Consider the following 24,970-nt stretch of genomic DNA (forward strand, 5'->3'; position numbering starts at 1 on the left):
ACCGCGCCATCCGCCGCCGGCCGCGCGTACCCCTTCAACAGACTGGAACGTCCTGGATGCCCGCCCAAAAGACCACCGTCATCGGCCTCGATATTGGCACGACCTCGACCATCTCGATCGCCGTGCGCGTGCCCGACCAGATCCTGCACATGGCGTCGCGCCCGGTGACTCTGTCCTCGCCCTCGCCGAGCTGGGCCGAGGAGGATCCGGCCGAATGGTGGTCGAATACCTGCGAGGTGCTGCGCGAGACGATCGCCGCCCTCCCCGACGGCCCGGATTCGCTCGCCGGCCTCTGCGTCACCGGCATGCTGCCGGCGGTGGTGCTGCTCGACGCCAGCGGCCGCGTGCTGCGGCCCAGCATCCAGCAGAGCGACGGCCGCTGCGGCGAGGAAGTCGAGGGGCTGAAGCGCGAGATCGACGAGGCGGCCTTCCTGAAGCGCACCGGCAACGGCGTCAACCAGCAGCTCGTGGCGGCGAAGCTGCGCTGGATCGCCCGGCACGAGCCGGACGTCTTCTCGCGCATCGCCACCGTGTTCGGCTCCTACGACTACATCAACTGGCGCCTGACCGGCCGCCGCGCCGTCGAGCAGAACTGGGCGCTGGAAGCCGGCTTCACCGACGTCGCGACCGACCGCATCGCCGACGACCTCGTGGCGCTCGCCGGCATTCCGCGCAGCGCCGTGCCGGATCGCACCGTCACGCATGAGCAGATGGGCACGGTCTCGGCCGAGGCGGCCCGCGAGACGGGCCTGCCGGAGGGCCTGCCGATCTTCGGTGGCGCCGCCGACCACATTGCCTCGGCGCTCGCCGCCGGCATCGCCTCGAACGGCGACGTGCTGCTGAAGTTCGGCGGCGCCGGCGACATCGTCGTCGCGGCCGACAAGGCCAAGCCGGATGCCCGCCTCTATCTCGACTACCACCTCGTTCCCGGCCTCTATGCGCCGAATGGCTGCATGGCCTCGTCCGGCTCGGCCCTGAACTGGATGGCCCGCCTGCTGGCGGACGGCGACGGCGAGGAGCGGCCGCATGTCGTGCTCGACCGGCTCGCCGGCGCGGTTCCCGCCGGCAGCGACGGCGTGCTCTGCCTGCCCTATTTCCTCGGCGAGAAGACGCCGATCCACGATCCGCTGGCGCGCGGCACCTATATCGGCCTCAGCCTCGGCAACGGCAAAGGCCATCTCTGGCGGGCGCTGCTCGAAGGCGTCGCCTATGGCTTCCGCCACCATGTCGACGTTCTGGCCGACATGGGCCACGCGCCGAGCCGCTTCTTCGCCTCGGATGGCGGCACCAAGAGCCGGGTCTGGATGCAGATCATGGCCGACGTGCTCGGGGCGCCGGTGCAGCTTCTCGACAATCCCTACGGATCGTCGGTCGGCGCGGCCTGGGTCGCGGCCATCGGCACCGGCCTCGCCACCGACTGGAGCGGCATTTCGAGCTTGGCTACGCAGGGCGCGCTGATCCACCCCAATCCCGCCAACCGCGAAATCTACGACAACGGCTATGCCCGCTACCGCGCCGCCTATGTGGCGCTGAAGCCCGTCTTCGCCATGCCGTAAGTAGAGGCTCGCCCAACAAAAAAGACCCCGAGCGCCGTTCGGCCTCGGGGTCGAAAATCACGCAGTCTTGCTCGGGAGGTTCGAAATCGGACATCCTGATCCCACGGGCATCGGCCGCGGCCGACGCCCGTTCCGCCGCCTCAGTGCGGCTTGAGCTTCTTGCCCTTCGCCAGTTGCGACGGTGACAACTTCGACGGCTTCACCTCGGCGCCGGTGATGCCGGAACCCGGCTGCACCATCTCCGGCGGATCGCTCGTCGGGAAGGTTTCCTCCAACGCCTTGTCGAGACGCTTGCTTTCCGACTTGCGGCTGTGACGCGCGGCATGGCCGGGCACCATCGATTTCAGCAATTCCTTGACGGCCACTATACGTCCTCCTTGCCTGAACTCGCCTTCGAATAAACAAGGCGCGACGACTGTTTTCGTTCCGCTCCGGGCGGCGATAGCGCAGCGGGCGCTATTTCCAGACGGGCATGGAGGTGATCGGAATGGAGGCGAACATGAGCGATCCAAGCGGCGGCGCAATCGGCCGCAACCGGTCTCCCGCGGCGCGATGGCAGAGCATGCCGATCCTGCGCGCGTGGCGGCCTCAAATCCTGTCGGTGCTGCGCATCGTCACCGCGCTGGTGTTCCTGGAATTCGGCACGGCGAAGCTGCTCGGCTTCCCCTATTCGGAGATGCTCTCCAACCTGCCGCGCTTCTCGATCTTCTGGATCGCCGGCATCGTCGAGATCATCGGCGCGCCGCTGCTGCTGCTCGGCCTGTTCACCGGGCCGGTGGCGTTCCTGCTGTCTGGCGAGATGGCGATCGCCTATTTCTGGATCCACCTGCCGAACGACTTCTTCCCGCTCCGGAACGGCGGCATCGAAGCGATCCTGTTCTGCTTCATCTTTCTCTATATCGCCGCCGCCGGCCCTGGCGCCTGGAGCGTCGACGGCCTGCTGGCGCGGCGGCGAGATCCGGACAACGAGCGCTAGCCAGCTCTCTATCTGGTCACGATTTCTTCGGGCGACCGGTATCCGCTGCGCTCGAAATCGCTTTAGACTCGCTCGCTCGGATAGCCGGCCTCCTCGAGCGCGGCAACGATCGCGCCCGCCTCGGCCGTGCTCTCGATGCGCACGGTCTTCGAGGCGAGATCCGTCGCGACCTCGGCGGCGGGATCGAGCGCCTTCACGGTCTTCTGCACCGTCGAGACGCAGTGGCCGCACGACATGTCCTTGATATTCAATGTCAGCATTCCGGGCTCCGTTCGTTGATCGAGCCGGATATGGACCTTCCCATCATGGCAAGGTCAAGCCCCGAAAAGCGCCCTTGACCTTCCCATAATGAGAAGCTTTACCTATATCGTCATCACGCCAGACGAAGGGCATTTCCGATGACAAGCCTCCCCTCTCCTCGGTCTCTCACGCCCGAGAAGGAACTCGACCTCGCGATCGAGGGCATGACCTGCGCCTCCTGCGTCGCGCGGGTCGAGAAGGCGCTGGCGAAGGTTCCCGGCGTCTCCAGCGCCAACGTCAACTTGGCGACGGAGCGGGCTACCATCCTGGCGCCGGCCGGCGTCGTCTCGGCCGCCGCGCTCGAAGAGGCGGTGCGCAAGATCGGCTACGAGGCCCGCGCCATCGTCGCCACGGACGCGCCCGACGACCTCTCCGAGAAGCGCGACGCCGAGGCATCCGCGCTGGCCCGCTCGCTCGCGGTCGCCGCGGCGCTGACGCTGCCGGTCTTCATCGTCGAGATGGGCTCGCACCTGATCCCGGCGCTGCATCACTGGGTGACGATGACGCTCGGCCCCTGGAACAGCTACCTGCAGTTCGCGCTGACGACGCTGGTGCTGTTCGGCCCGGGCCTGCGCTTCTTCCAAAAGGGCATTCCGGCCCTCGCCCGCCTTGCCCCGGACATGAACGCGCTCGTCGCGATCGGCGCCGGCGCCGCCTATCTCTATTCGGCCGTCGCCACCTTCCTGCCCGGCCTTCTGCCGGAAGGCACCGGCTACGTCTATTTCGAGGCGGCGGCCGTCATCGTCACGCTGGTGCTGTTCGGCCGCATGCTCGAGGCCCGCGCCAAGGGGCGGACGGGCGCCGCCATCCGCAAGCTGGTCAAGCTGCGCCCGAAGACCGCGCGCCTGCTGCGCGACGGCGGACCGGTCGAGGTCGAGCTCGACGCGGTCAAGGTCGGCGACATCCTGCTCGTGCGTCCCGGCGACCAGATCCCCGTCGACGGCAGCGTCACCGACGGCTCGTCCTTCGTCGACGAGGCGATGATCACCGGCGAGCCGGTGCCGGTCGAAAAGACGGCCGGCGCGAAGGTCGTCGGCGGTACCATCAACAAGACCGGCAGCTTCTCCTTCCGCGCCGAAAAGGTCGGTGCCGACACGGTGCTGGCGCAGATCATCCGCATGGTAGAAAGCGCGCAGGGCGCCAAGCTGCCGATCCAGGCGCTGGTCGACAAGGTCACGCAATGGTTCGTTCCGGCCGTGATGGCGGCGGCGCTCGTCACCTTCGGCGTCTGGCTCGCCTTCGGTCCCGAGCCGGCCCTCTCCTTCGCGCTCGTCAACGCCGTCGCCGTGCTGATCATCGCCTGCCCCTGCGCCATGGGGCTCGCCACGCCGACCTCGATCATGGTCGCGACCGGAAGGGCCGCGGAATTCGGCGTGCTGTTCCGCAAGGGCGACGCGCTGCAGACGCTGCGCGACACCTCGATCGTCGCCATCGACAAGACCGGAACGCTGACGGAAGGGCGTCCCGGGTTAACGGATCTCATCGCTGTTAACCCCGCCGAGCGCGACGCCGTGCTGCGCCTCGTCGCCGCCGTCGAAGGCCGTTCGGAACATCCGATCGGCGCCGCGCTCGTCGCCGCGGCGAAGGAAGCGCACCTTGATCTCCCTGAAGTCACCGGCTTCGAGGCTCTCCCCGGCTATGGCGTCCGCGCCGAAGCCGATGGCCGCGCCGTGACGGTCGGCGCCGATCGCTTGATGGCGAAGCTCGGCATCGACATTTCCGCCTTCGCCGGCGAGGCCGCCCGCCTCGGCGAGGAAGGCCGGTCGCCGCTCTATGCCGCGATCGACGGCAAGCTCGCCGCGATCCTCGCCATCGCCGATCCGGTCAAGCCGAGCTCCGCCGCCGCCGTGGCGAGCCTGCACAAGCTCGGCCGCCGCGTCGTCATGGTGACGGGCGACAACCGCGCCACCGCCGAGGCGATCGCGAGAAGGCTCGGCATCGACGAGGTGCTGGCCGAGGTGCTGCCGGACGGAAAGGTCGAGGCGGTGGAACGGCTTAGGGCGCGCGGCGCCAGGGTCGCCTTCGTCGGCGACGGCATCAACGACGCGCCGGCGCTCGCGGCCGCCGATGTCGGCCTCGCCATCGGCACCGGCACCGACGTCGCCATCGAGAGCGCCGATGTCGTGCTGATGTCCGGCGATGTCGGCGGCGTGGTCAAGGCGATCGGCCTGTCGGAAGCGACGATCCGCAACATCAAGGAAAACCTGTTCTGGGCCTTCGCCTACAATGCCGCCCTGATCCCGATCGCCGCCGGCGCACTCTATCCGGCTTATGGCTGGCTGCTGTCGCCGATGCTGGCGGCCGGCGCCATGGCGATGTCGAGCGTCTTCGTCGTCGGCAACGCGCTTCGCCTGAAGCGCTACCGGCCCATCGAATAGCCAGGAGAGATCCAGCCCATGAACATTGGCGAAGCTTCCGCCGCCTCCGGCGTCTCGGCCAAGATGATCCGCTACTATGAACAGATCGGCCTGATCCGGCCGGCGGCGCGCACCGATTCCGGCTATCGGGTCTACGCGCCGAGCGAGGTCGAGACGCTGCGCTTCATCCGCCGCGCCCGCGATCTCGGCTTCTCGGTCGAGGAGATGGGCACGCTACTCGCGCTCTGGCAGGACAAGGGCCGCGAGAGCGCCGACGTCAAGCGCCTGGCGCTGCAGCACGTCGCCGAGATCGAGAAGCGCATCCACGAACTGGAGGGGATGGCGCGGACGCTGCGCCATCTCGCCGGCCATTGCCATGGCGACGAGCGGCCGGATTGCCCCATTCTCGACGACCTCGCCACCCTTTCCGACGCGGAGACGGCGGCGCCGGCCCGCAAGCCGGCGCTGCGCGGCCGGCGATAGGCCGCGTCAGCGGCAGACGCCGAGCATCGCGTTCAACTGGCGAGCGACATGCTCGATCACACCCTCGGCACCGAGTTCGACGCCATGCAGCAACGCCACCACGATCACCGGCGCGACCAGCAGCCAGACCCAGCGGAGCCGCACCGGGCGCTGGAAGAGATCCTGCCGACTGGCAAGGAGGGAGGGTGCGAGCAGGCCGATCGCCCCGCCGAGCACCGTCTCCGACAGCGTATGGGCGCCCAGAACGATGCGCGTGACGGCGATCGCCAGCGAAAGCCCGAAACCGCAGAAGATCGCCAATCCGGCCAGCGCTTGGGTTCGCGCCAGCCGCGCCACCAGCACCGCCAGCCCGCCATAGACCGCGACCGACGCGCCGGCATGACCGCTGGGGCTGCGCAGATTGAGGCCCGGGAGATAGCCGCCGCAGGGGATGAAGGCGATCTTGGCGACCAGCACCAGCCCCAGCACCAGAACGACCGAGAACGCCCACCAGAACGCGGCGCGACGCTGGCCCGACGCCAGCAGGATCAGCGTTACCAGCAGCAGGATCGGCAGGATCACCGCCTGGCCGCCGAAACTGGTGACGAAGAGAGTGAGGGGGCGCAGCGACATCGGCGTTCCGGAAAGAGCAAGGTAAACGCGGCCCCTGCCGGCGCTGCGCCGCGCCAGGCGGGTCGATTCGTCCCGCTTCCCGCGCGTGAGCGCCACCATGGCGGCCGCCAATCGCCCTGTCCATGCGGCGATGCGCCGAAGGCTTGCATCCCGGCGGCGATCCCGGCCAAGTGGGCGCCCCAATGCAATCGGACAGCCTGCTAGCCATGACCACCATCGAACGCTTCGCCATCGCGGGCCCCGCCCTCCTCCACCCCAAGGTGCATGGCGATGCACGCGGCCATTTCTTCGAGGCCTTCCGGCAGGACATGTTCCAGCGCCACGTCGATCCGGCCGTCGCCTTCGTCCAGGACAACCAGTCGCTCTCCCGCCCGGCCGGCACGGTGCGCGGACTGCATTTTCAGCTTGAGCCGCGCGCGCAGGCCAAGCTGGTGCGCGTGCTGCGCGGTTCGATCCTCGACGTCGCGGTCGATATCCGCCCGTCCTCGCCGACCTTCGGCCAGCATGTCGCGGTGACGCTTTCCGCCGAGAACCGCGCGCAGCTCTATGTTCCCGCCGGCTTCGCGCACGGCTTCTGCACGCTCGAACCCGATACCGAGGTCTTCTACAAGACGTCGGACTATTACAGCCCCGAACATGATCGCGGCCTTGCCTGGAACGATCCCGCCCTTGGCATCGACTGGCCGGTCACGGAAACGGCCGCGACCCTTTCGGATCGCGACCGCAAGCATCCCCGCCTGTCCGATTTGGCCCTCTAGCGTCGGGCGCCCTCCGAGGCGCTCTACCGCATGCGCGCCAGACGAGAGAGATCCGAACCCTCGAAATCGGTCGAGGCGCTGACCTCGGCCCATTCCCTGGCATCCGCCTGCCGGACTGCCTCGGCTTCGCCGTAGACGAAGAGGGCGTCGCTGCCGAGCAGCAGGTGCGCAGGGACCTTGTCGCGCCCCGCGAGATCGACGACGACCTTGGCGACCTTGGCCGGATCTCCGACCTCGTGGCCGATATAGCCCTTGAGCAGAGCCAGCATCGCCCCCACCCCCGCCTCGTAATCCGGCAGGAGCGGCGGCGTGTTGCCCCGCGCGACGAACCCCCAGTCGGTGCGCATGCCGCCCGGCTCGACCGCAACCACCTTCACGCCGAAGCCCGCGACCTCCTTCGCCAGCACCTCCGTGAAACCGCCCACCGCCCATTTGGCCGCCTGATAGGCGCTCATGCCGGACGCGCTGGTGCGGCCGCCGACCGAGGAGATGTTGATGATGTGGCCCGAGCGTTGCCGGCGCATAACGGGGAGCGCGGCGCGGCTGAGATGCACGACACCATAGAAATTGGTGTCGATCTGCGCCCGGAAATCATCCTCGTCCGTCTGCTCGAATGGCGAGAAATGCCCGAAGCCGGCATTGTTGACGAGCACGTCCAGCCGCCCGAAGGTCGCGACGGCGAAATCGACGGCGGCCTGCGCTGCCTTGGCGTCGGTCACGTCGAGCGCGAAGCTGCGCAGGCTTTCGCCATGCTTCTCAACCAGATCGTCAAGCCTTTCGGGACTGCGTGCCGTCGCGACGACGCGATCGCCCGCCGCCAGCGCGGCCTCGACGATCGAGCGACCCAGCCCGTGGGCGCTGCCGGTGATCAACCAGATCCTGGACATTGGATGTTCCTTTCGATGAGACAATTTTAATGAGTGAGTACACACTCATTAAAAAGACAAAACCCTATCGGGCAATTCCTCGCCAGAAGGCGTCGAAGCCGGCGCGCTTGTAGTGTTCGCGCTTGTCCGGGTACCGCATGATGAATTCGAGCGTCGTCTCGGCCAGCGTGTCGAGAATGGCGCTGACATAGGCCGCGTCATATTCCGTCGAGACGTGACCGGCGAGGTTGCCCTCCAGCCGCCCGACGATCTCTTCGAACAGCCCGCTGGCGCGGCAACGGCTGGCCTCCGAAACGCGATCGGAAACCTTGAGCTGCCGGATCGTCTTCCGCTTGGCCGGGTTGGCCGCGCCCCAGTCGATCAGGCGGCTCCAGATATGCCGGGTCCGCTCATACGGGCTGCCATCGGCCGGGTAGTCATCCAGCAGGGCCGCCGCCAGCTCCGCCTCGATTTCGAGGAAGAGCTCGTTGAGGAGGTCGTCCTTGGTGGCGAAATAGGTGAAGAGCGTTCCCTCGGCGAAGCCGGCTTCCTTGGCGATCTTGGCCGTCGGCGCGCCGGTTCCCTGCGCCGCCACCAGATCGACGGCGGCGGTCAGGATCGCTTCGCGCTTTTCTTCACTGAGGGGGCGTGCCATTCGAAGACCCTATGAGCGAGTGCTTGCTCATTAATTGGATCAAGCGTGGCGACGCTTCAAGGGGCCCTTCGGCCAGCCGGACGAATTTTTTCGCCCGGCACGCCGCGCGCAGGCCGATAGTCTCCGGAAATCAGCGACTTGGATGATCCGACAATTTAGAGAGGCTCAACCCCGACGCGGCGCCGGGCCGGCAACGCCGGGGCCTCAGCGCTCGGCGAGCACCATCTTCAGCAGGTACTGGCCATAGCTGCTCTTGCCGAGCGCGATGCCGAGGCGTTCGAGCGCTGCCGCGTCGATGAAGCCCATGAGATAGGCGATTTCCTCGGGACAGCAGATCTTCAGGCCTTGCCGCTTCTCGAAGGTGCGCACGAACTCCGATGCCTCGATCAGGCTGTCCGGCGTGCCGGTGTCGAGCCAGGCATAACCGCGCCCCATCTTCTCGACATGCAGCGCGCCGCGTTCGAGATAGGCGCTGTTGACGTCGGTGATCTCCAGTTCGCCGCGCGCCGAGGGCTTCAGGTCGGCGGCGATGTCGACCACCGCCTCGTCATAGAAATAGAGCCCGGTCACGGCCCAGTTCGAGCGCGGCGACTTCGGTTTCTCCTCGATCGAAACCGCCTTCTTCTGGCGGTCGAAGGCGACGACGCCATACCGCTCGGGATCCTGCACGTGATAGGCGAACACGGTCGCGCCGCTCGTCCGCGCCCGGGCCTCCGCCAGCAGGTCCGTCAGGCCATGGCCGAAGAAGATGTTGTCGCCGAGGATCAGTGCCGACCGTGAGCCGGCGACGAAATCCGCACCAATGCGATAGGCCTGCGCCAATCCCTCCGGCGCCGCCTGCTCGGCATAGGAAAGCGCGATGCCCCATTGCGAGCCGTCGCCGAGCAGCGCCTGGAATTTCGGCAGGTCCTGCGGCGTCGAGATAACAAGGATGTCGCGGATCCCGGCCAGCATCAGCGTCGACAGCGGATAGTAGATCATCGGCTTGTCGTAGATCGGCAGCAGCTGCTTGCTGGTGACAAGCGTCATCGGATGCAGCCGCGTGCCGGCGCCGCCGGCGAGAACGATACCCTTCATGCCGCATTCCGTTCGAGATCGAGGATGGCAGCGACCGCAACGCCGAGGCTTTGCGGCCAGCCGGGGAGCCGGACGCCGAAGCTGTGTTCCGTCCGCCCGCAATCGAGCCGGGAATCGCGCGGCCGCGCCGCCGGCGCGACATAGGCATCGCCCGAGATCCGGCCGAGCGTCGGCACCCTGCGCCCGGCTTCGGCAAGCCGCGCCATGACGCCGGCGGCGAGGTCGAACCAGCTCGCCTCGACGCTGCCGGCGAGATGAAAGATGCCGCCCGAGGCGACGCCCCTCGCCTGCCCGGCGATCGCCAGCAGGCCGTCGGCGAGATCGGCGGCATGGGTCGGATTGCCGAAGCGGTCGGCAACGATGTCGAGATGCTCCCGCTCGCCGGCGAGGCGGACCATGGTGCGGACGAAATTGCCGCCATCCTGGCCATAGACCCAGCCGGTGCGGAAGATCAGCGCGTCGGGATTTTCTGCCAGCACCCGCTCTTCGCCGGCAAGCTTGCTGCGTCCATAGACGCCGAGCGGGTTCGTCGCGTCGGTTTCGACGTAGGGCTCGCCCTTCTCGCCGTCGAAGACATAGTCGGTCGAGACATGCAGGAACGGCAGGCCGAGTTTTCGCGCGCTGGCGGCGAGAGCCGCTGCACCGTCACGGTTGATCGCCATGGCGAGCGCTTCCTCGCTTTCGGCCCGGTCGACCGCCGTATAGGCGGCGGCGTTCAGGATCAGATCCGGCTCGAAGCCGGCGATCCGCTTCGCAGCACCATCGGGATCGGCAAGATCCAGCGCCGGCCGGCCGAAGGTCTCGACGACATGGCCATGCGCGGCCGCCCGCGCCTTCAGCGCGCGCGCCAACTGGCCGCTGGAGCCGGCAACGAAGATCCGCATCAGTTCGCGCCCTCAAGCAGGCCGAGGCGCTGGCCGCGATAGACGCCGCTGCGGATCGGCTCCCACCAGTCGCGCCGGTCGAGATACCAGGCGACGGTCTTCTCGATGCCGCTGTCGAAGCTTTCCGCCGCCCGCCAGCCGAGTTCCGTCTCCGCCTTGGTCGGGTCGATGGCGTAGCGCTGGTCGTGGCCTGGCCGGTCGGCGACGAACTCGATCAGTTCGGCATGCCGTCGGCCGCCGAGGCGGCGATCGAGAATGGCGCAGATGCCCTGCACCACGTCGAGATTGGTGCGCTCGTTGCGGCCGCCGATATTGTAGCTCGCGCCCGGCTTGCCCAGCGTCAACGCCAGGAACAGGGCGCGGGCGTGATCCTCGACATAGAGCCAGTCGCGCACGTTGGAGCCGTCGCCATAGACGCGGATCGGCGCGCCCGCGATGGCGTTCAGGATGACGAGCGGGATCAGCTTCTCCGGGAAGTGGTACGGCCCGTAATTGTTGGAGCAGTTGGAGATCAGCGCCGGCAGGCCATAGGTGCGCTGCCAGGCGCGGACCAGATGGTCCGAGGCCGCCTTGCTGGCCGAATAGGGCGAGGAAGGGTCATAGGGCGTCGCCTCATGGAAGAGGCCGTCGCTGCCGAGCGATCCGAACACCTCGTCGGTCGAGACATGCAGGAAGCGGAAGGCCGAGCGCTTCTCGGCGCCGAGCGTGTCGTGATAGGCGCGCGCCGCTTCCAGCAGCGTCGCCGTACCCATGATGTTGGTCTCGAGGAACACGCCGGGAGCACCGATCGATCGGTCGACATGGCTCTCGGCCGCGAGATGGATGACGCCGTCCGGCTCGTAGCGACGGAAGACGTCGGCAAGCGCGCCCGCATCGCCAATGTCGGCCTGCACGAAGGCATAGAGCGGATGATCGGCGATCGGCGCCAGCGAGGCAAGGTTCGCGGCATAGGTCAGCTTGTCGACATTGACGACGGCGACCCCGAGATCACCGACCAGATGGCGGCAGAGAGCCGAACCGATGAAGCCGGCGCCGCCGGTGACGAGAACACGCATACGAGACCGACCACCCTGTTGAGCGGTCAGCCTAACCCCTCCCCCTGTCATCGCAAAGGCGGCCTGTGGAAGACGGGCTCAGGCGCTGCCGATGAAGATGCCGGCGGCGAGCACCAGCAGGCCGCCCAGCACGACCTGCCCCATGGCGGAATGGAACTTCGTGTCCATGTAGCGCCAGCGGATCCAGGCGATGGCGATGAGCTCGGCCAGCACCACGACACCGGCCACCACCGTCGCCGTCCAGAAATGCGGGATGAGGAACGGCAGCGTATGCCCGAGGCCGCCGATCGCGGTCATCACGCCGCAGACGACGCCGCGCAGCCAGGGATGGCCGCGGCCGGTGATGACGCCGTCGTCCGACAGCGCTTCGGTGAGGCCCATCGAGATGCCGGCGCCGATCGAGGCGGCGAGACCGACCAGAAAGGCGCTGAACGAATTCTGCGTGGCGAAGGCGGCGGCGAAGATCGGCGCCAGCGTCGAGACGGAACCGTCGATCAGGCCGGCAAGGCCGGGCTGGACCACCTGCATGACGAACATGCGCCGCCGCGTCGCGTCCTCCTCGCTCCGCACGCTCTCGCGCAGGTGCTCGGCCTCGAGTTCCTCGACCTTGCGCTCGTGCTGCGCCTCCATGGCGGCGAGGTCGCCGAGCAGCTTTCGCACATCCGGGTCGGTCGCCCGCTCGGCCGCCTTCAGATACAGGCGCTGCGCCTCGAGCTCCATCGTCGCGGCGTCGAGCCGGAAGCCGTCGACGGAGATGTTGCGCATCGACCAGACCGGCGCATGCCGGACGAAGCCGCGCACGTCGTCGCGCCGGACGAGTGGGATATGATCACCGAACTTTTCCTTGAAGAGATCGATCAGCAGGCGCCGGTGCCCGTCCTCCTCGACCGCCATGGCGTCGAAGACCCTGGCCGAACCGGGAAAGTCGGGCGCAAGCCGCTCCGCCATGTCGCGATAGCGCCGGGCATCCTCTTCCTCGGCGCCGATCGCCAGCGCCATGACCTCGCGCACCGAGAGGTCCTTGAACGAGCGCTTGCCGAATGAAAACACGGGAGTAGTCCTTACAGATTAGAATTTTTCTAATCTGGTATCAGCTGCGCCATCCCTTCACAAGCGCGACACCTTGCCAACGAGGTTGCCGGATGGGGATCGGCGAAGCGGCGGCGCCGCCCAAAGAAAATGGCCGGGATTCGGGTCCCGGCCATCGGATCGAAAGGTCCTGAGTGCGGTGGTCAGATCGAGACCGCGATCGCCCGCTTCTCCTTGACCGACTGCAGCGCGGCGTCGGCGAGCACCAGCGCCTTCCAGCCGTCCTCGCCGGAAGGCGTCGCCGGCCCCCCCTTCTCGACGGCCTGAATGAAGGCGGCGATCTCGTTGCGATACGCCTCCGTGTAGCGGGTCATGAAGAAGTTCAGCAGCGGCTCGCGGCGATAGCCATCGCCATTGGCGATCTCGACATTGGTGGCGCGCAGATTGTCGGCGCTGACCAGCCCCTTCGAGCCATGCACCTCGATGCGCTGGTCATAGCCATAGCTGGCGCGGCGCGAATTCGAGATCTGGGCGATGCGGCCGGATTTCGTCGTCAGCACGACGGAAGCGCTGTCGAAATCGCCGAGCTTGCCGATCTCCGGATCGACCAGCACCGACGCCGAGGCGAAGACGCTGACCGGCTCCTCGCCGAGCAGGAAGCGCGCCATGTCGAAATCATGGATGGTCATGTCGCGGAACAGCCCGCCCGAACGGCGGATATAGTCGGCCGGCGGCGGGCCGGGATCGCGCGAGGTGATCGACACCATCTCGACCTTGCCGATGGCGCCGGCGTCGATCTGCCGGCGCACCTCGATGAAGTTCGGATCGAAGCGGCGATTGAAGCCGACCATCAGCAGCGCCTTCTCCGCCGCGACGACGGCGAGGCATTCCTTGACGCGGGCGACGTCGAGATCGACCGGCTTCTCGCAGAAGATCGCCTTTCCGGCGCGCGCCGCCTGCTCGATCATGCTGGCGTGCAGGTCGGTCGGCGTCGTGATCAGGACGGCGTCGATGTCGCCGGCGTTCATGATCGCGTCGGCCTCGCGCACTTCCGCGCCGGTCGCGGCGGCGAGCGCCTTGGCCGCCTCGGGGAAGGCGTCGGCGACGGCGACGAGCGTCGCGCCCGCATTCGCCGCGATCGCGCCGGCATGTACCTTGCCGATCCGGCCCGCTCCGAGAAGTCCCAGTCTCACGGTCATTCCAATTTCCTCAATCTGGTTCGGCGCCCGCAGGGCTCGCCGGTCTGGAGCTCAATCGATGTCGACCCAGCCGCGCGTCTCGTGCGAGCGGGCCATGGCATGGACGGTGCGTTCGATCCGCAATCCCGTTGCAAACTCGATCAGATGGGCCGGCTCGCCGGCGATCCGCCGCATCAGTTCGCGCGCCTCGATCACCTTCAGATCATTGAAGCCGAGGCCATGGCCCGGCGCCGGGATGAAGCGGTCATAGGGTGGATGCACCGTCCCGGTCAGGATGGTGCGGAAGCCCTGCTCGGCCGCCGGTCCGCGCGCCTGGAACAATTGCAGCTCGTTCATCCGCTCCTGGTCGTAGAGCAGCGAGCCCTCGGAGCCGAAGATCTGGATGGCGATCCGGCCCTTGCGGCCCCAGGCCGAGCGATTGACCAGCAGGCTGCCGGACGCGCCGCTTTGAAGGCGGAACAGGATGTTGGCGATATCGTGCGTCTCGACCGCGCGGCTGCCGCCCGAGGCCAATGGCCGCTCGGCATAGGGCTTCGCCATGTCGACCACGACGCTCGCCAGCGGCCCGACCAGAATGGTGAGCAACGACAGCGGATGGACGGCGAAATCGTCGAGCGCGCCATAGCCGGACGCGGCCTCGCTCTTCCAGCCGAACGGCGCCGCCGCGTCGGCCATGAAGTCCTCGTCCATCTCGACGCGGACATGGTTGACCGTGCCGATCGCGCCGTCCGCGATCAGCCGGCGCATGTGCCGCGTGGCGGGGTTCTGGATGTAGTTGTAGCCGAGCGCCGCCACCTTGCCGGATGCTTCGGCCGCCTCAAGCATCGCCGTCGCGTCGGCGAGCGACGTCGCCATCGGCTTCTCGCACCAGACATGCTTGCCGGCCGTGAGCGCGGCGATCGCCATCTCGGCGTGGAACTGGTTCGGCGTCGTGATCGAGACGAGGTCGACCTCGGGATCCTCGACCACCCTGCGCCAGTCGCCCGAGGCGCGGGCGAAGCCCAGTTCCGTCGCCTTGCTTCTGGCCAGCGCCTCGTTCGCCTCGCCAAGATGCACCAGCCTTGGCCGTGCCACGTCGCCGAAGGTCGGCGCGACGGCGTTCCAGGCGAGCGCATGGCACTTGCCCATGTATCCAGTGCCGATCAGCCCGATGCCGAGAGATTTCATGCCCAATATCCCGATTCTTCCTGCTCTCAGACCGTGCCGCCGAGTTCGGCGGAAAGATCGGCGAGTTCCTTGCCGCCGGCCATGAGATTCTGCAGTTCATCCGCCGTGATCTGGCCGCGCGCCGCCGTGCCCAATGTCCGCCCGCGGTTCAGCACGGTGAAGCGGTCGCCGACCGCGAGCGCATGGCGGACATTGTGGGTGATGAAGACGACGCCGAGCCCGCGCTTGCGCACCATGTCGATATATTTGAGCACCATCGACGTCTGCCGGACGCCGAGCGCCGAGGTGGGCTCATCGAGGATCAGTACCTTGGCGCCGAAATAGACGGCGCGCGAGATCGCCACGCATTGGCGCTCGCCGCCCGAAAGCGTGCCGACCGCCTGGCCGGGATCGCGCACGTCGATGCCGATCCGCTGCATTTCCTCGCGCGTGACGCGGTCGCAGAAGCCCATGTCCATGAAGCGGAACGGCCAGATGCCCTTGACCGGCTCGCGACCCATGAAGAAGTTCCGCGTCACCGACATCAGCGGGATCATGGCGAGGTCCTGGTAGACCGTGGCGATGCCGGCATCGAGCGCCTGACGCGGGCTGGTGAAATGCACCGGCTGGCCGTTCAGGAGCATCTCGCCCCGGGTCAGCCTGTGCACGCCCGCCATCGTCTTGATGAAGGTGGACTTGCCAGCGCCATTGTCGCCGAGCAGACAATGCACCTCGCCGGCATGGATCGAGATCGACACGCCGGCGAGCGCCACCACGGAGCCGAAATGCTTCTCGATGTCGCGCATTTCCAGGATCGGCGTCGTCATCAGCGCTCTCCCGTCACGCGCTTGCGGATGATGTTGTTGAAGAACACGGCCATCAGCAGCATGCCGCCGAGGAAGACGAGGTACCAATCCTGGTCGATGGCGGTGTAGGTGAGGCCGATCAGCACCATGCCGAAGATGACGGCGCCGACCGCCGCGCCCACGACCGAGCCATAGCCGCCCGTCAGCAGGCAGCCGCCGATCACCGCGGCGATGATCGCCTCGAACTCCTTCTGGAAGCCGCGCCGAGCATCCGTCGAGCCGGCATCGAGCACCGTCAGCACGGCCACCAGCGCCGCGCAGCAGGCCGTGAGGACGAAGAGGGACGTCTTCACCCGCCGGGTCGGGACGCCGGAATTGCGCGCGGCATTGGGATCGCCACCGGCGGCGAAGATCCAGTTGCCATAGCGCGTGCGGGCCAGGACGATGGCGCAAACGACGGCGAGCCCGACGAACCAGACGATCTCGACCGGGACGCCGGTCACCTTGGGCTGGCCGTTCGGGAACTTGGCGATCCAGTCATGCGCGGCGAGCCAGGCGAACAGGCCCTCGAACGCGTCGCCGGCGAAGAGCTTGTAGATGAAGGCGTCGAGCGAAGTCCGCGTCGCCGCCTCGCGCACGCCGCGCAATTGCGTCGCGCCGCCGGTCGCCCATTTGAGCCCGACCAGCGAAAGACCCCGGAGTACGAACAGGAAGGCGAGCGTGACGATGAAACTCGGCAGGCCGGTGTGGATGACGAGCTGGCCGTTGATGAAGCCGATCGCGGCGGCGCAGATAAAGGCGATCAGGATCGCCACCGGCAGCGGCAGGCCGAAGGTGACGAGGCAGGCGGCGAAGATCAGGCCGGCGAAGGCAACCATCGAACCGACTGAAAGGTCGAACTCGCCGCCGACCATCAGCAGCGAGGCACCGATCGCCAGGATGCCGAGCTGGGCCGCCGGCGCCATGAAGTTCATGATCCCGGACAGCTCGAACATCACCGGATTGGCGATCGCGATGAAGAAGCTCGTCACGATGACGAGGCCGAGTATGGCTCCGAGTTCGGGCCGGCGCAGCAGGCGCGTCAGCGCGGACGCATGCTTGAGCCGTTCATCGGCCGCCTTGGCGGCCAGCGCCGCCGGGCTATTCGGCTCGGTCATGGCGGCGTCCTCCCTGCTTCGCCATCCTGTCCCGCCGGCTGCCGGCGCCGACGAGACGAGCCGATGCATCCACGACGGCAGTACCTGGAAGCGGGCGCACCGCGAAGGTGCCGGGCGCCGTCATCGCGGCGGCGCTGACCTGATTGCTGCGCATTTCGTCTTTCCGACTTGGGTATTCGGCGGAGGCCGCGGATCTTTCGTGGGATCGACGCGCCTCGGCGGAGGAATCGGGAAAACGGGCGCGCGCGGGAGGGGGTGCGCGCGCCCGGGATGGCCTCAGCGAATGCCCTTGGCCGACAGTTCCACCACCTTGGCGGCCGAGTCCTTGGTCACGAGATTGGGACCCGACGGCACGTCGCCGCCCGGCATCAAGCCGTACTTGCTGTGCAGCGCCAGGAAGGCGACGGGCAGATAGCCCTGCAGGAACTGCTGCTGGTCGATGGCGAAGGCCGCCTTGCCGTCGGCGACGGCCTGCAGGAAGCCTGCCGAAAGATCGAAGGTGGCGACATTGACCTTGCCGTCCATGCCAGATTCCGAAACGGCGGCGACGGCCGGTTCGCCGGCGAGCGACGCATTCAGGGTCAGGATGGCGTCGATCGCCGGGTCCGAGGCAAGCGCCGCCTTGACCTTGGCCTTGACGTCGGCCGGATCGTTGGACGTCGGCAGCACGGTCACGGCGCCGAAGCCGTCGGTGAAGCCCTTGCAGCGCAGGTCGAGCGAGACGTTGCCCACTTCCTGGTTGACGCAGAGCCCCTTCTTGGCGCCCATCGTCTTCAGCTTCTCGCCGGCGGCCTTGCCGGCGTCATATTCGCTCTGGCCGACATGCAGCAGCGCGCCGAGCTTCTTCGAGACGTCGGAGCCGGAGTTCATCGAGATGACGGGGATGCCGGCGGCGACCGCCTTCTGGATCGACGGCCCGAGCGCATCGGCATCCGGGATCGAGACGACGAGGCCTTCCGGCTTCTGGTTGACGGCGGCATCGATCAGCTGCGCCATCGCGACCATGTCGAAGGTCTCCGGCGCGCGGTAGTCGACCTTGACGCCCAGATCCTTGCCGGCCTCGGCGACGCCGTTCTTGACCACCGACCAGAACGGATCCGAGGCCTGGCCGTGGGTGACGACGATGATGTCGGCATGGGCAGCGAGCGTGGAGACGGCAAGCGCCGTCGCGGCGAGCATTGCCTTGAATTTCAGCTTCATGACATTCCTCCCGAGAATGAAAAAAGGGCGGGAATCCGGCGTCTTTTTTTGGCTCTGATTTCCCTCGCATCGAGAATTTCGGAACAAAACAGCTCCGCATATCGATGTCGGAATATTCATTCCATAGAGGTTGACACCCGTCAAGAGTTGATTTTCGGCGAGAAGTGGGAGAAAGCTGCGGAAAATGCGCTGGAAAGGCCCGCGATGACGACGCCCGACGACCCCGATGCCTTGCCGCCCCGCGACTTCTGGAACCTGCGCAACCTGATGGTGAGCCGCAAGGACACGCTGCCGAAGCGCCTCGCCCAGGTCGCGATCTATGCCGTCGCCAATCCCGACGACGTCGCCTTCGGCACGGCGGCCAGCATCGCCGAGAAGGCGGAAGTGCAGCCGTCGACGCTGGTGCGCTTCGCCCAGGCCTTCGGCTATCAAGGCTTTTCCGACCTGCAGGCGGTGTTCCAGGACAGGCTGCGCGACCGCACCTCGAACTATTCCGAGCGGCTTTCCTCGCTGCGCTCGCATGTCGCCGGCGACAGCAAATCGGCGACACTCTTCTCAGGCTTCTGCAAGGCAGCGGAACGCTCCGTCGGCTCGCTGCGCGAGCGCGTCCAGGTCGAACAGATCGACGAGGCGGCGGCGCTGCTCGCCAAGGCCGAGACAATCTACCTGATCGGCCAGCGCCGCTCCTTCCCGGTCACCTCCTATATGAGCTACGCCTTCGGCAAGCTCGGCGTGAAATCCGTGCTGGTCGGCTCGGCGCAGGGCAACGACCCGGAAACCCTCTCCTTCGCCACCCCGCGCGACGCGGCGATCGCCATCTCCTTCACCCCCTATGCCTCGGCGACGCTCGCCTATGCGCGCCAGATCAACGAGGCAGGCACGCCGCTCGTCGTCATCACCGACAGCCCGTTCAGCCCGCTGATTCCCAAGCTCGGCGTCTGGTTCGAGGTGGTCGAAGCCGACTTCGAGGGTTTCCGCTCGCTCTCCGCCTCGATGGCGCTCGCCATGACGCTGACCGTCGCCGTCGCCGAGGCGCGGCGCAGTGGATGATCCGCTTATTCCATATTGACGAAATCGCAGAATTTTTGTTTCACTCTCCGCGACAGTGAAGGGGGCGCCAGGCCGCCGTTCCGGTAACGGCACGGCAACCCCTCGTTAACCGAGACGGAGAATGCGATGACCGAGGCTCCCGGAGCCGGCAGGGCGGCCCGACCGCTCGATGTGATCACCATCGGGAGATCATCGGTCGATCTCTACGGCCAGCAGATCTTTTCCCGCCTCGAGGACATCACCTCCTTCGCCAAGTCGGTCGGCGGCTGCCCGTCCAATATCGCCATCGGCACGGCGCGGCTCGGCTTGAAGTCGGCCGTCATCACCCGCGTCGGCGACGAGCAGATGGGCCGTTTCATTCGCGAACAGATGGCGCGCGAGGGCGTCGCCACCGACGGCATCGCCACCGACCCCGACCGCCTGACGGCCCTGGTGCTGCTCGCCGTCGAGGACGAGGGCGTCTCGCCGATGATCTTCTACCGCACCGACTGCGCCGACATGGCGCTGTCGGAGGTGGATATCGACGAGGCCTTCATCGCCTCGGCCGAGGCGATCGTCGTCACCGGCACGCATTTCTCGCGGGAGAACAGCGACGCGGCGCAGCGCAAGGCGATCCGGATCGCCAAGGCGAATGGCGGCAAGGTCGTGTTCGACATCGACTACCGCCCCAATCTCTGGGGCCTCGCCGGCCATGGCGACGGCTTCGCCCGCTATGTGAAATCCGACCGCGTCTCCGAGCAGCTGAAGTCGATCCTGCCCGATTGCGACCTGATCGTCGGCACGGAAGAAGAAATCCGCATCGCGTCGGGCGCCGACGACGTGCTCAGCGCACTGAAGACGATCCGGGCGCTGTCGAAGGCGACCATCGTGCTGAAGCGCGGCGCCATGGGCTGCATCGTCTATGAAGGCGACATCCCCGACGACCTCGAGCAGGGCATCGTCGGCAGGGGTTTTCCCATCGAGGTCTACAACGTGCTCGGCGCCGGCGACGCCTTCATGTCCGGCTTCCTGCGCGGCTGGCTGAAGGGAGAGACACTGGAGACCGCCGCCACCTGGGCCAATGCCTGCGGCGCCTTCGCCGTGTCGCGGCTGCTCTGCTCGCCGGAATATCCGACCTGGACCGAGCTTTCGTATTTCCTCGCCCATGGCAGCCCGCACCGGGCGCTGCGCAAGGACGCTGATATCAACCACCTGCACTGGGCGACCACCCGCCGGGATCAGCCGGATACGCTGATGGCGCTGGCGATCGACCATCGCTCGCAGCTCGAAGCGGTAGCCGACAGGCTCAAGGTGCCGCGTGAAAAGATCGAGGGCATCAAGGCGCTCGCGGTCGAGGCGGCGGCCCGCATCGCCAAGGGCCGGCCCGGCTTCGGCATGCTGCTCGATTCGACCTATGGCCAGAAGGCGTTTCCGCGCGCTTCCGAGCAGGGCTTCTGGATCGGCCGGCCGGTGGAGAAGCCGGGCTCGCGCCCGCTCGATTTCGATCACCTGCCGGATCTCGGCAGCCATCTCTCCGAATGGCCGATCGGCCATACGGTCAAGTGCCTCTGCTTCTACCATCCCGACGACAGCGCCGAGCTGAAGGCGCGGCAGGAGCGCGAACTTTTGCGCGTCGCCGACGCGGCGCGGACGGTCGGGCGCGAATTGCTGATCGAGATCATCGCCGGCAAGCACGGGCAGCTTACCGAGACGACGGTCTCGTCGATCCTCGCCCGGCTCTACGAACTCGGCATCAAGCCGGACTGGTGGAAGCTGGAGCCGCAGACGAGTCCGGCCGCCTGGCAAGCGATCGAGCAGGTCATCCTCACCAACGATCCGCTCTGCCGGGGCATCGTCCTGCTCGGGCTGGAGGCGCCGGAACACGAACTGGTCGCCGCCTTCCGCGCCGCCGCCGCCACGCCGCTGGTGAAGGGTTTCGCGGTGGGCAGGACGATTTTCGCCGAAGCGGCCGAGGGCTGGCTGTCGGGCCGGATCGACGACGAGGCGGCGATCGCCGATATGACCACCCGCTTCGGCAAGCTGGTCGCGGCCTGGGAAAGCGCAAGACAGTCGGAAGTGGCGTGAGCGTTTCCGGCGTCATCCCCGCGAAGGCGGGGATCCATTCCGCCGCGCCATCGGGCGCTTCGAATGAAGGCAAACCCGGCGGAATGGATCCCGGGTCTTCGCCCGGGATGACGGCGAGGATGGAAATGCGGACGGCGCCAGGCGTTCGAGGGTGCGTAGAAGGACATGACGACCTCGGTCGTCATCCCTGCCAAAGCGGGGATCCATCCGCGCCATCGACGGTGCGAGTGGGACGAACCCAGCCGAGTGGATCCCTGCTTTCGCAGGGATGACGGCGGAGGGGATGACTGGGGACGGGTTTTGACGGCGACGAGCCATGCTTTTCTTCACCTCTCCCATTGGGAGAGGTCGGAGCGAAGCTCCGGGTGAGGGGCTGGGAACTATCCGGTGAGGCCTGAACCCCTCACCCGCCGGCCTGCGGCCGTCGACCTCTCCCGATGGGAGAGGTGAGGAAGATGGGGCGGCTCGCCTCGCCAGGAAAGATGAAGGTCTCTCGCGGCGACAGCGGGGAAAGACTAGCTTGAAGAAAAAGGGAGACCGCCTCTGGCGACCGGGGCGGGGTGCTGCAAAAATGGCCGAGGAAACAGCCCGATGACCACCATCCGTCTCACCATGGCGCAGGCGCTGACGCGATATCTCGCCAGCCAGAAGACCGTCATCGACGGCAGGACCGTGCCGATCTTCGCCGGCGTCTGGGCGATCTTCGGCCATGGCAACGTCGCCGGCATCGGCGAGGCGCTCTATCAGCACCAGGACGACCTGCCGACCTTCCGCGCCCACAACGAGCAGGCGATGGGCCACGCCGCGATCGCCTTCACCAAGGCGAGCTTCCGACGCCGCATGATGGCGGTGACGAGTTCCATCGGGCCGGGCGCCACCAACATGGTGACGGCCTGCGCGCTGGCGCATGTGAACCGCCTGCCCGTCCTGTTTCTGCCCGGCGACATCTTCGCCAACCGCCGGCCCGATCCTGTGCTGCAGCAGGTCGAGGACTTTGGCGACGGCACGGTCTCGGCCAATGACGTGTTCCGCCCGGTGTCGCGCTATTTCGACCGCATCACCCGGCCCGAGCAGATCCTCGCCGCCCTGCCCCGCGCCATGGCCGTGCTGACCGACCCGGCCGATTGCGGCCCGGTGACGCTGTCGCTCTGCCAGGACGTGCAGGCGGAGGCCTATGATTATCCGGAAGCCTTCTTCGACGAGAAGATCTGGACGCAGCGCCGGCCGCGCGCCTCCGACGACGAACTGGCCGCCGCGACCGCTGCGCTGCGCGCCGCGAAGAAGCCGCTGATCGTCGCCGGCGGCGGCGTGCTCTACTCCGGCGCGACGGCGACGCTTGCCGATTTCGCCGAAGCCCATGGCATCCCGGTCGCCGAGACGCAGGCCGGCAAGTCCTCGCTGCCGGCCGACCACCCGCTTAACATGGGCTCGATCGGCGTTACCGGCACCTCGGCCGCCAACGAACTGGCGGAAGAGGCGGATGTCATCCTCGCCGTCGGCACGCGGCTGCAGGACTTCACCACCGGCTCCTGGGCACTGTTCCAGAACGCGCGCAAGACCATTGTCGGCCTCAACACGCAGGTCTTCGACGCGACCAAGCACCGGGCCTTGCCGCTGGTCGCCGACGCCGACGCGGGCCTGCGCGAACTGGCGCTGCGGCTGGAAGCGCTGAAGGCGCCGGACGACTGGACGAAGCGGGCGGCGGAAGGCCGGACGCGCTGGTTCCTCGCCGCCGATGCCGCAACCGCGCCCACCAACGCCGCCCTGCCCTCGGACGGCCAGGTGATCGGCGCCGTGCAGCGGGCGATCGGGACGGGCGGAACGGTGGTCTGCGCCGCCGGCGGCCTCCCCGGCGAGTTGCACAAGCTCTGGCAGGCGGGCGCGCCCGGCTCCTACCATCTCGAATATGGCTATTCGACCATGGGCTACGAGATCGCCGGCGGCCTCGGGGTCAAGATGGCGAAGCCCGACCAGGAAGTCGTCGTCATGGTCGGCGACGGCTCCTACCTGATGATGAACTCGGAGATCGCCACCTCGGTGATGCTGGGGCTGCGGCTCACCATCGTCGTGCTCGACAATGCCGGCTATGGCTGCATCAACCGCCTGCAGATGGCCACCGGCGGCGCCAACTTCAACAACCTGTTCCGCGACGTTCGGCACGAGGTGATGCCCTCGGTCGATTTCGCGGCGCATGCGGCAAGCCTCGGCGCGATCGCGACCAAGGTCGCCTCGATCGCCGAGCTGGAGGCCGGCATCGCGGCGGGATTGAAGAACGACCGCACGACGGTGCTGGTCATCGACACCGACCCGCTGATCACGACGGAGGAAGGCGGCCACTGGTGGGACGTCGCCGTGCCGGAAGTGAGCCCCCGCAGCCAGGTCAACGCCGCACGCAAGGAATACGAGAAGGCAATCCAGGCGCAGCGCGTGCTGGATTGAGGTCTTCCCTTCACCTCTTCCTGAGGGAGAGGTCGACGCACGAAGTGCGGCGGGTGAGGGCTTGCGGCTTACCCGGATGGGTCCCTAAACCCTCACCCGGAGCTGCGCTCCGACCTCTCCCTCAGGGAGAGGTGCAGAAGAGAGTATCGCGGGATGAGAAGAGACGTTCCGGGATGACGGCGAGCGTTGGACCCATCCTCGGTCGTCATCCCTGCGGAAGCAGGGATCCATCCATCCGCTGGCAACACGCCGAGAGATGGATCCCGGGTCGCGCTTCGCTTGCCCGGGATGACGGCGGAGGAAACGTGAACGATCTGAAGGCTCTCCTCTTCTTCACCTCAAGAAACAGGCCCCCGCCTCGCTCGGCGGGACATTAGACAGACCGAACCGAACATAACGAGGAACACCCCATGATCCGCATCGGCGCCAATCCGATCTGCTGGTCCAACGACGACAAGCAGGACATCGGCGGCGACATCTCGCTCGAGCAATGCCTGTCGGAGGCGAAGGCCATCGGCATCGAAGGCATGGAACTCGGCCACAAGTTCCCGCGCGAAGCCGACGCCCTGCGGCCGATCCTCGCCGCGCACGGGCTCGACCTCGTCGGCGGCTGGTATTCGACCTTCCTGATCGAACGCGACGCCGAGGAGGAACTGAAGCAGGCCCGCGCCCATATCGACCTCTTGAAGGCGTTCGGCTGCAAGGTGTTCATCGCGGCGGAATGCACCCGCACCATCCACGGCACCCAGTCGGCGCCGCTTTCGACGCGGCCGGTCATGAGCGAAGTCGAATGGGGTCGCTTCACCACGCGCCTGACCGAACTCGCCGACTACCTCGCCCGCGAGGGACTGACGCTGGTCTATCACCACCACATGGGCACGGTGATCCAGACCGAAGCGGAGGTCGACCGGATGATGGAGGCCACCGGCCCGGCGGTGAAGCTGCTGCTCGATACCGGCCACATCACCTGGGCGGGCGGCGACCCGGCCCGGCTGGCGCGGCACTATCGCGACCGTATCGCCCATGTCCACACCAAGGACGTCCGCCCTGACGTCGCGAAGCAGGCGGCGGCCGAGGACTGGTCGTTCCTCGATAGCGTTCTCAACGGCGTCTACACGGTGCCGGGCGACGGCGCGATCGACTATGTCGCGGTGTTCAGGGAGATCCCGGACTATTCCGGCTGGATCGTCATCGAGGCCGAGCAGGACCCCGTCAAGGCGCCGCCCGCCCGCTATGTGAAGATGGGGTTCGACAACCTCAACCGGTTCATCGATGCTGCCGGATTGAAGCGGTAGACGCCC

Annotated in this window: 22 protein-coding genes and 1 pseudogene; 9 read left to right on the plus strand and 14 right to left on the minus strand. The window is 67.2% G+C overall.

What is annotated here, in order from left to right; all coding sequences use genetic code 11:
• Positions 1 to 56: 56 nt before the first annotated feature.
• Positions 57 to 1,556: an FGGY-family carbohydrate kinase gene (locus OSH07_RS10040; RefSeq protein WP_266338494.1), complete on the plus strand. Its 1,500-nt coding sequence runs from the start codon at positions 57 to 59 to the stop codon at positions 1,554 to 1,556.
• Between the two features lie 140 nt (positions 1,557 to 1,696).
• Here OSH07_RS10040 and OSH07_RS10045 read toward each other — a convergent pair whose 3' ends face one another.
• Positions 1,697 to 1,921: a hypothetical protein gene (locus tag OSH07_RS10045; protein WP_266338495.1), complete on the minus strand. Its 225-nt coding sequence runs from the start codon at positions 1,919 to 1,921 to the stop codon at positions 1,697 to 1,699.
• A gap of 197 nt (positions 1,922 to 2,118) precedes the next feature.
• Between OSH07_RS10045 and OSH07_RS10050 the strand changes: the two genes are divergently transcribed.
• Positions 2,119 to 2,532 (plus strand): DoxX family protein, encoded by a 414-nt coding sequence (locus OSH07_RS10050; RefSeq protein WP_266338665.1) that lies wholly within the window; start codon positions 2,119 to 2,121, stop codon positions 2,530 to 2,532.
• A gap of 62 nt (positions 2,533 to 2,594) precedes the next feature.
• Here OSH07_RS10050 and OSH07_RS10055 read toward each other — a convergent pair whose 3' ends face one another.
• Positions 2,595 to 2,792: a heavy-metal-associated domain-containing protein gene (locus OSH07_RS10055; RefSeq protein WP_266338496.1), complete on the minus strand. Its 198-nt coding sequence runs from the start codon at positions 2,790 to 2,792 to the stop codon at positions 2,595 to 2,597.
• A gap of 171 nt (positions 2,793 to 2,963) precedes the next feature.
• Between OSH07_RS10055 and OSH07_RS10060 the strand changes: the two are divergent.
• Both OSH07_RS10060 and cueR read left to right on the plus strand, forming a co-directional pair.
• Positions 2,964 to 5,210 (plus strand): annotated as a pseudogene (locus OSH07_RS10060) (heavy metal translocating P-type ATPase); the annotation flags it as partial.
• Between the two features lie 18 nt (positions 5,211 to 5,228).
• Positions 5,229 to 5,672 carry a Cu(I)-responsive transcriptional regulator gene (gene cueR / locus OSH07_RS10065; RefSeq protein WP_266338498.1) on the plus strand — a complete coding sequence of 148 codons (444 nt, stop codon included), beginning with the start codon at positions 5,229 to 5,231 and terminating at the stop codon, positions 5,670 to 5,672.
• A gap of 6 nt (positions 5,673 to 5,678) precedes the next feature.
• Here cueR and OSH07_RS10070 read toward each other — a convergent pair whose 3' ends face one another.
• A complete protein-coding gene (locus OSH07_RS10070) occupies positions 5,679 to 6,284 on the minus strand; it encodes a phosphatase PAP2 family protein (RefSeq protein WP_266338499.1) in 606 nt (201 codons plus the stop codon).
• A 206-nt stretch (positions 6,285 to 6,490) separates the two neighbouring features.
• On the opposite strand from OSH07_RS10070, the gene rfbC reads away from it, so the two are divergent.
• Positions 6,491 to 7,042 carry a dTDP-4-dehydrorhamnose 3,5-epimerase gene (gene rfbC, locus OSH07_RS10075; RefSeq protein WP_266338500.1) on the plus strand — a complete coding sequence of 184 codons (552 nt, stop codon included), beginning with the start codon at positions 6,491 to 6,493 and terminating at the stop codon, positions 7,040 to 7,042.
• 23 nt (positions 7,043 to 7,065) lie between these two features.
• Here rfbC and OSH07_RS10080 read toward each other — a convergent pair whose 3' ends face one another.
• From OSH07_RS10080 to OSH07_RS10130, 11 genes are all read right to left on the minus strand, one after another.
• Positions 7,066 to 7,929, minus strand: a complete 864-nt coding sequence (locus OSH07_RS10080; RefSeq protein WP_266338501.1) for an oxidoreductase — start codon at positions 7,927 to 7,929, stop codon at positions 7,066 to 7,068.
• A gap of 64 nt (positions 7,930 to 7,993) precedes the next feature.
• Positions 7,994 to 8,563, minus strand: coding sequence for a TetR/AcrR family transcriptional regulator (locus OSH07_RS10085; protein WP_266338502.1), 570 nt, complete (start codon positions 8,561 to 8,563; stop codon positions 7,994 to 7,996).
• Positions 8,564 to 8,767: 204 nt separating this feature from the next.
• Positions 8,768 to 9,640 (minus strand): glucose-1-phosphate thymidylyltransferase RfbA, encoded by an 873-nt coding sequence (gene rfbA / locus OSH07_RS10090; RefSeq protein WP_266338503.1) that lies wholly within the window; start codon positions 9,638 to 9,640, stop codon positions 8,768 to 8,770.
• Positions 9,637 to 10,524 (minus strand): dTDP-4-dehydrorhamnose reductase, encoded by an 888-nt coding sequence (rfbD, locus tag OSH07_RS10095; protein ID WP_266338504.1) that lies wholly within the window; start codon positions 10,522 to 10,524, stop codon positions 9,637 to 9,639. Before rfbD ends, rfbA begins: the two co-directional genes overlap by 4 nt.
• Positions 10,524 to 11,579 carry a dTDP-glucose 4,6-dehydratase gene (rfbB, locus tag OSH07_RS10100; protein ID WP_266338505.1) on the minus strand — a complete coding sequence of 352 codons (1,056 nt, stop codon included), beginning with the start codon at positions 11,577 to 11,579 and terminating at the stop codon, positions 10,524 to 10,526. The genes rfbD and rfbB overlap by 1 nt, the downstream gene beginning before the upstream one ends.
• Before the next feature lie 78 nt (positions 11,580 to 11,657).
• Positions 11,658 to 12,629 (minus strand): iron exporter MbfA, encoded by a 972-nt coding sequence (mbfA, locus tag OSH07_RS10105; RefSeq protein WP_336800603.1) that lies wholly within the window; start codon positions 12,627 to 12,629, stop codon positions 11,658 to 11,660.
• 182 nt (positions 12,630 to 12,811) lie between these two features.
• Positions 12,812 to 13,807 carry an inositol 2-dehydrogenase gene (iolG, locus tag OSH07_RS10110; protein ID WP_266338506.1) on the minus strand — a complete coding sequence of 332 codons (996 nt, stop codon included), beginning with the start codon at positions 13,805 to 13,807 and terminating at the stop codon, positions 12,812 to 12,814.
• Positions 13,808 to 13,858: 51 nt separating this feature from the next.
• The gene (locus OSH07_RS10115; protein WP_266338507.1) at positions 13,859 to 14,974 is read right to left on the minus strand and encodes a Gfo/Idh/MocA family protein; all 1,116 of its coding nucleotides are present in this window, start codon (positions 14,972 to 14,974) and stop codon (positions 13,859 to 13,861) included.
• Between the two features lie 26 nt (positions 14,975 to 15,000).
• Positions 15,001 to 15,780 (minus strand): ATP-binding cassette domain-containing protein, encoded by a 780-nt coding sequence (locus tag OSH07_RS10120; protein WP_266338508.1) that lies wholly within the window; start codon positions 15,778 to 15,780, stop codon positions 15,001 to 15,003.
• Entirely contained in the window at positions 15,780 to 16,916 is a 1,137-nt protein-coding gene (locus OSH07_RS10125; protein WP_266338509.1) for an ABC transporter permease, read from the minus strand. Before OSH07_RS10125 ends, OSH07_RS10120 begins: the two co-directional genes overlap by 1 nt.
• A gap of 276 nt (positions 16,917 to 17,192) precedes the next feature.
• The gene (locus OSH07_RS10130; protein ID WP_266338510.1) at positions 17,193 to 18,116 is read right to left on the minus strand and encodes a sugar ABC transporter substrate-binding protein; all 924 of its coding nucleotides are present in this window, start codon (positions 18,114 to 18,116) and stop codon (positions 17,193 to 17,195) included.
• A gap of 204 nt (positions 18,117 to 18,320) precedes the next feature.
• Between OSH07_RS10130 and OSH07_RS10135 the strand changes: the two genes are divergently transcribed.
• The 4 genes from OSH07_RS10135 (at position 18,321) to iolE (ending at position 24,964) form a co-directional block, all read left to right on the plus strand.
• Positions 18,321 to 19,166, plus strand: coding sequence for a MurR/RpiR family transcriptional regulator (locus OSH07_RS10135; protein WP_266338511.1), 846 nt, complete (start codon positions 18,321 to 18,323; stop codon positions 19,164 to 19,166).
• Positions 19,167 to 19,292: 126 nt separating this feature from the next.
• On the plus strand, positions 19,293 to 21,230 hold the full coding sequence (locus OSH07_RS10140; protein WP_266338512.1) for a bifunctional 5-dehydro-2-deoxygluconokinase/5-dehydro-2-deoxyphosphogluconate aldolase: 1,938 nt from the start codon (positions 19,293 to 19,295) through the stop codon (positions 21,228 to 21,230).
• Between the two features lie 591 nt (positions 21,231 to 21,821).
• Positions 21,822 to 23,669 (plus strand): 3D-(3,5/4)-trihydroxycyclohexane-1,2-dione acylhydrolase (decyclizing), encoded by a 1,848-nt coding sequence (gene iolD, locus OSH07_RS10145; RefSeq protein WP_266338513.1) that lies wholly within the window; start codon positions 21,822 to 21,824, stop codon positions 23,667 to 23,669.
• Between the two features lie 410 nt (positions 23,670 to 24,079).
• Positions 24,080 to 24,964 carry a myo-inosose-2 dehydratase gene (gene iolE / locus OSH07_RS10150; RefSeq protein ID WP_266338514.1) on the plus strand — a complete coding sequence of 295 codons (885 nt, stop codon included), beginning with the start codon at positions 24,080 to 24,082 and terminating at the stop codon, positions 24,962 to 24,964.
• Positions 24,965 to 24,970: the final 6 nt, after the last annotated feature.

The organism is Kaistia nematophila, assembly GCF_026343855.1.
GTDB classification, from domain to species: Bacteria; Pseudomonadota; Alphaproteobacteria; order Rhizobiales; family Kaistiaceae; genus Kaistia; species Kaistia nematophila.

Bases quoted from the DNA above. Each gene is read 5' to 3' on its own strand.
- cueR (WP_266338498.1), top strand. From the start codon at position 5,229: ATGAACATTGGCGAAGCTTCCGCCGCCTCCGGCGTCTCGGCCAAGATG.
- OSH07_RS10055 (WP_266338496.1), bottom strand. From the start codon at position 2,792: ATGCTGACATTGAATATCAAGGACATGTCGTGCGGCCACTGCGTCTCG.
- OSH07_RS10070 (WP_266338499.1), bottom strand. From the start codon at position 6,284: ATGTCGCTGCGCCCCCTCACTCTCTTCGTCACCAGTTTCGGCGGCCAG.
- OSH07_RS10050 (WP_266338665.1), top strand. From the start codon at position 2,119: ATGCCGATCCTGCGCGCGTGGCGGCCTCAAATCCTGTCGGTGCTGCGC.
- iolG (WP_266338506.1), bottom strand. From the start codon at position 13,807: ATGACCGTGAGACTGGGACTTCTCGGAGCGGGCCGGATCGGCAAGGTA.
- iolE (WP_266338514.1), top strand. From the start codon at position 24,080: ATGATCCGCATCGGCGCCAATCCGATCTGCTGGTCCAACGACGACAAG.
- OSH07_RS10040 (WP_266338494.1), top strand. From the start codon at position 57: ATGCCCGCCCAAAAGACCACCGTCATCGGCCTCGATATTGGCACGACC.
- OSH07_RS10125 (WP_266338509.1), bottom strand. From the start codon at position 16,916: ATGACCGAGCCGAATAGCCCGGCGGCGCTGGCCGCCAAGGCGGCCGAT.
- rfbA (WP_266338503.1), bottom strand. From the start codon at position 9,640: ATGAAGGGTATCGTTCTCGCCGGCGGCGCCGGCACGCGGCTGCATCCG.
- OSH07_RS10085 (WP_266338502.1), bottom strand. From the start codon at position 8,563: ATGGCACGCCCCCTCAGTGAAGAAAAGCGCGAAGCGATCCTGACCGCC.
- rfbC (WP_266338500.1), top strand. From the start codon at position 6,491: ATGACCACCATCGAACGCTTCGCCATCGCGGGCCCCGCCCTCCTCCAC.
- rfbB (WP_266338505.1), bottom strand. From the start codon at position 11,579: ATGCGTGTTCTCGTCACCGGCGGCGCCGGCTTCATCGGTTCGGCTCTC.
- OSH07_RS10140 (WP_266338512.1), top strand. From the start codon at position 19,293: ATGACCGAGGCTCCCGGAGCCGGCAGGGCGGCCCGACCGCTCGATGTG.
- iolD (WP_266338513.1), top strand. From the start codon at position 21,822: ATGACCACCATCCGTCTCACCATGGCGCAGGCGCTGACGCGATATCTC.
- rfbD (WP_266338504.1), bottom strand. From the start codon at position 10,524: ATGCGGATCTTCGTTGCCGGCTCCAGCGGCCAGTTGGCGCGCGCGCTG.
- OSH07_RS10135 (WP_266338511.1), top strand. From the start codon at position 18,321: ATGACGACGCCCGACGACCCCGATGCCTTGCCGCCCCGCGACTTCTGG.
- OSH07_RS10120 (WP_266338508.1), bottom strand. From the start codon at position 15,780: ATGACGACGCCGATCCTGGAAATGCGCGACATCGAGAAGCATTTCGGC.
- OSH07_RS10115 (WP_266338507.1), bottom strand. From the start codon at position 14,974: ATGAAATCTCTCGGCATCGGGCTGATCGGCACTGGATACATGGGCAAG.
- OSH07_RS10080 (WP_266338501.1), bottom strand. From the start codon at position 7,929: ATGTCCAGGATCTGGTTGATCACCGGCAGCGCCCACGGGCTGGGTCGC.
- OSH07_RS10130 (WP_266338510.1), bottom strand. From the start codon at position 18,116: ATGAAGCTGAAATTCAAGGCAATGCTCGCCGCGACGGCGCTTGCCGTC.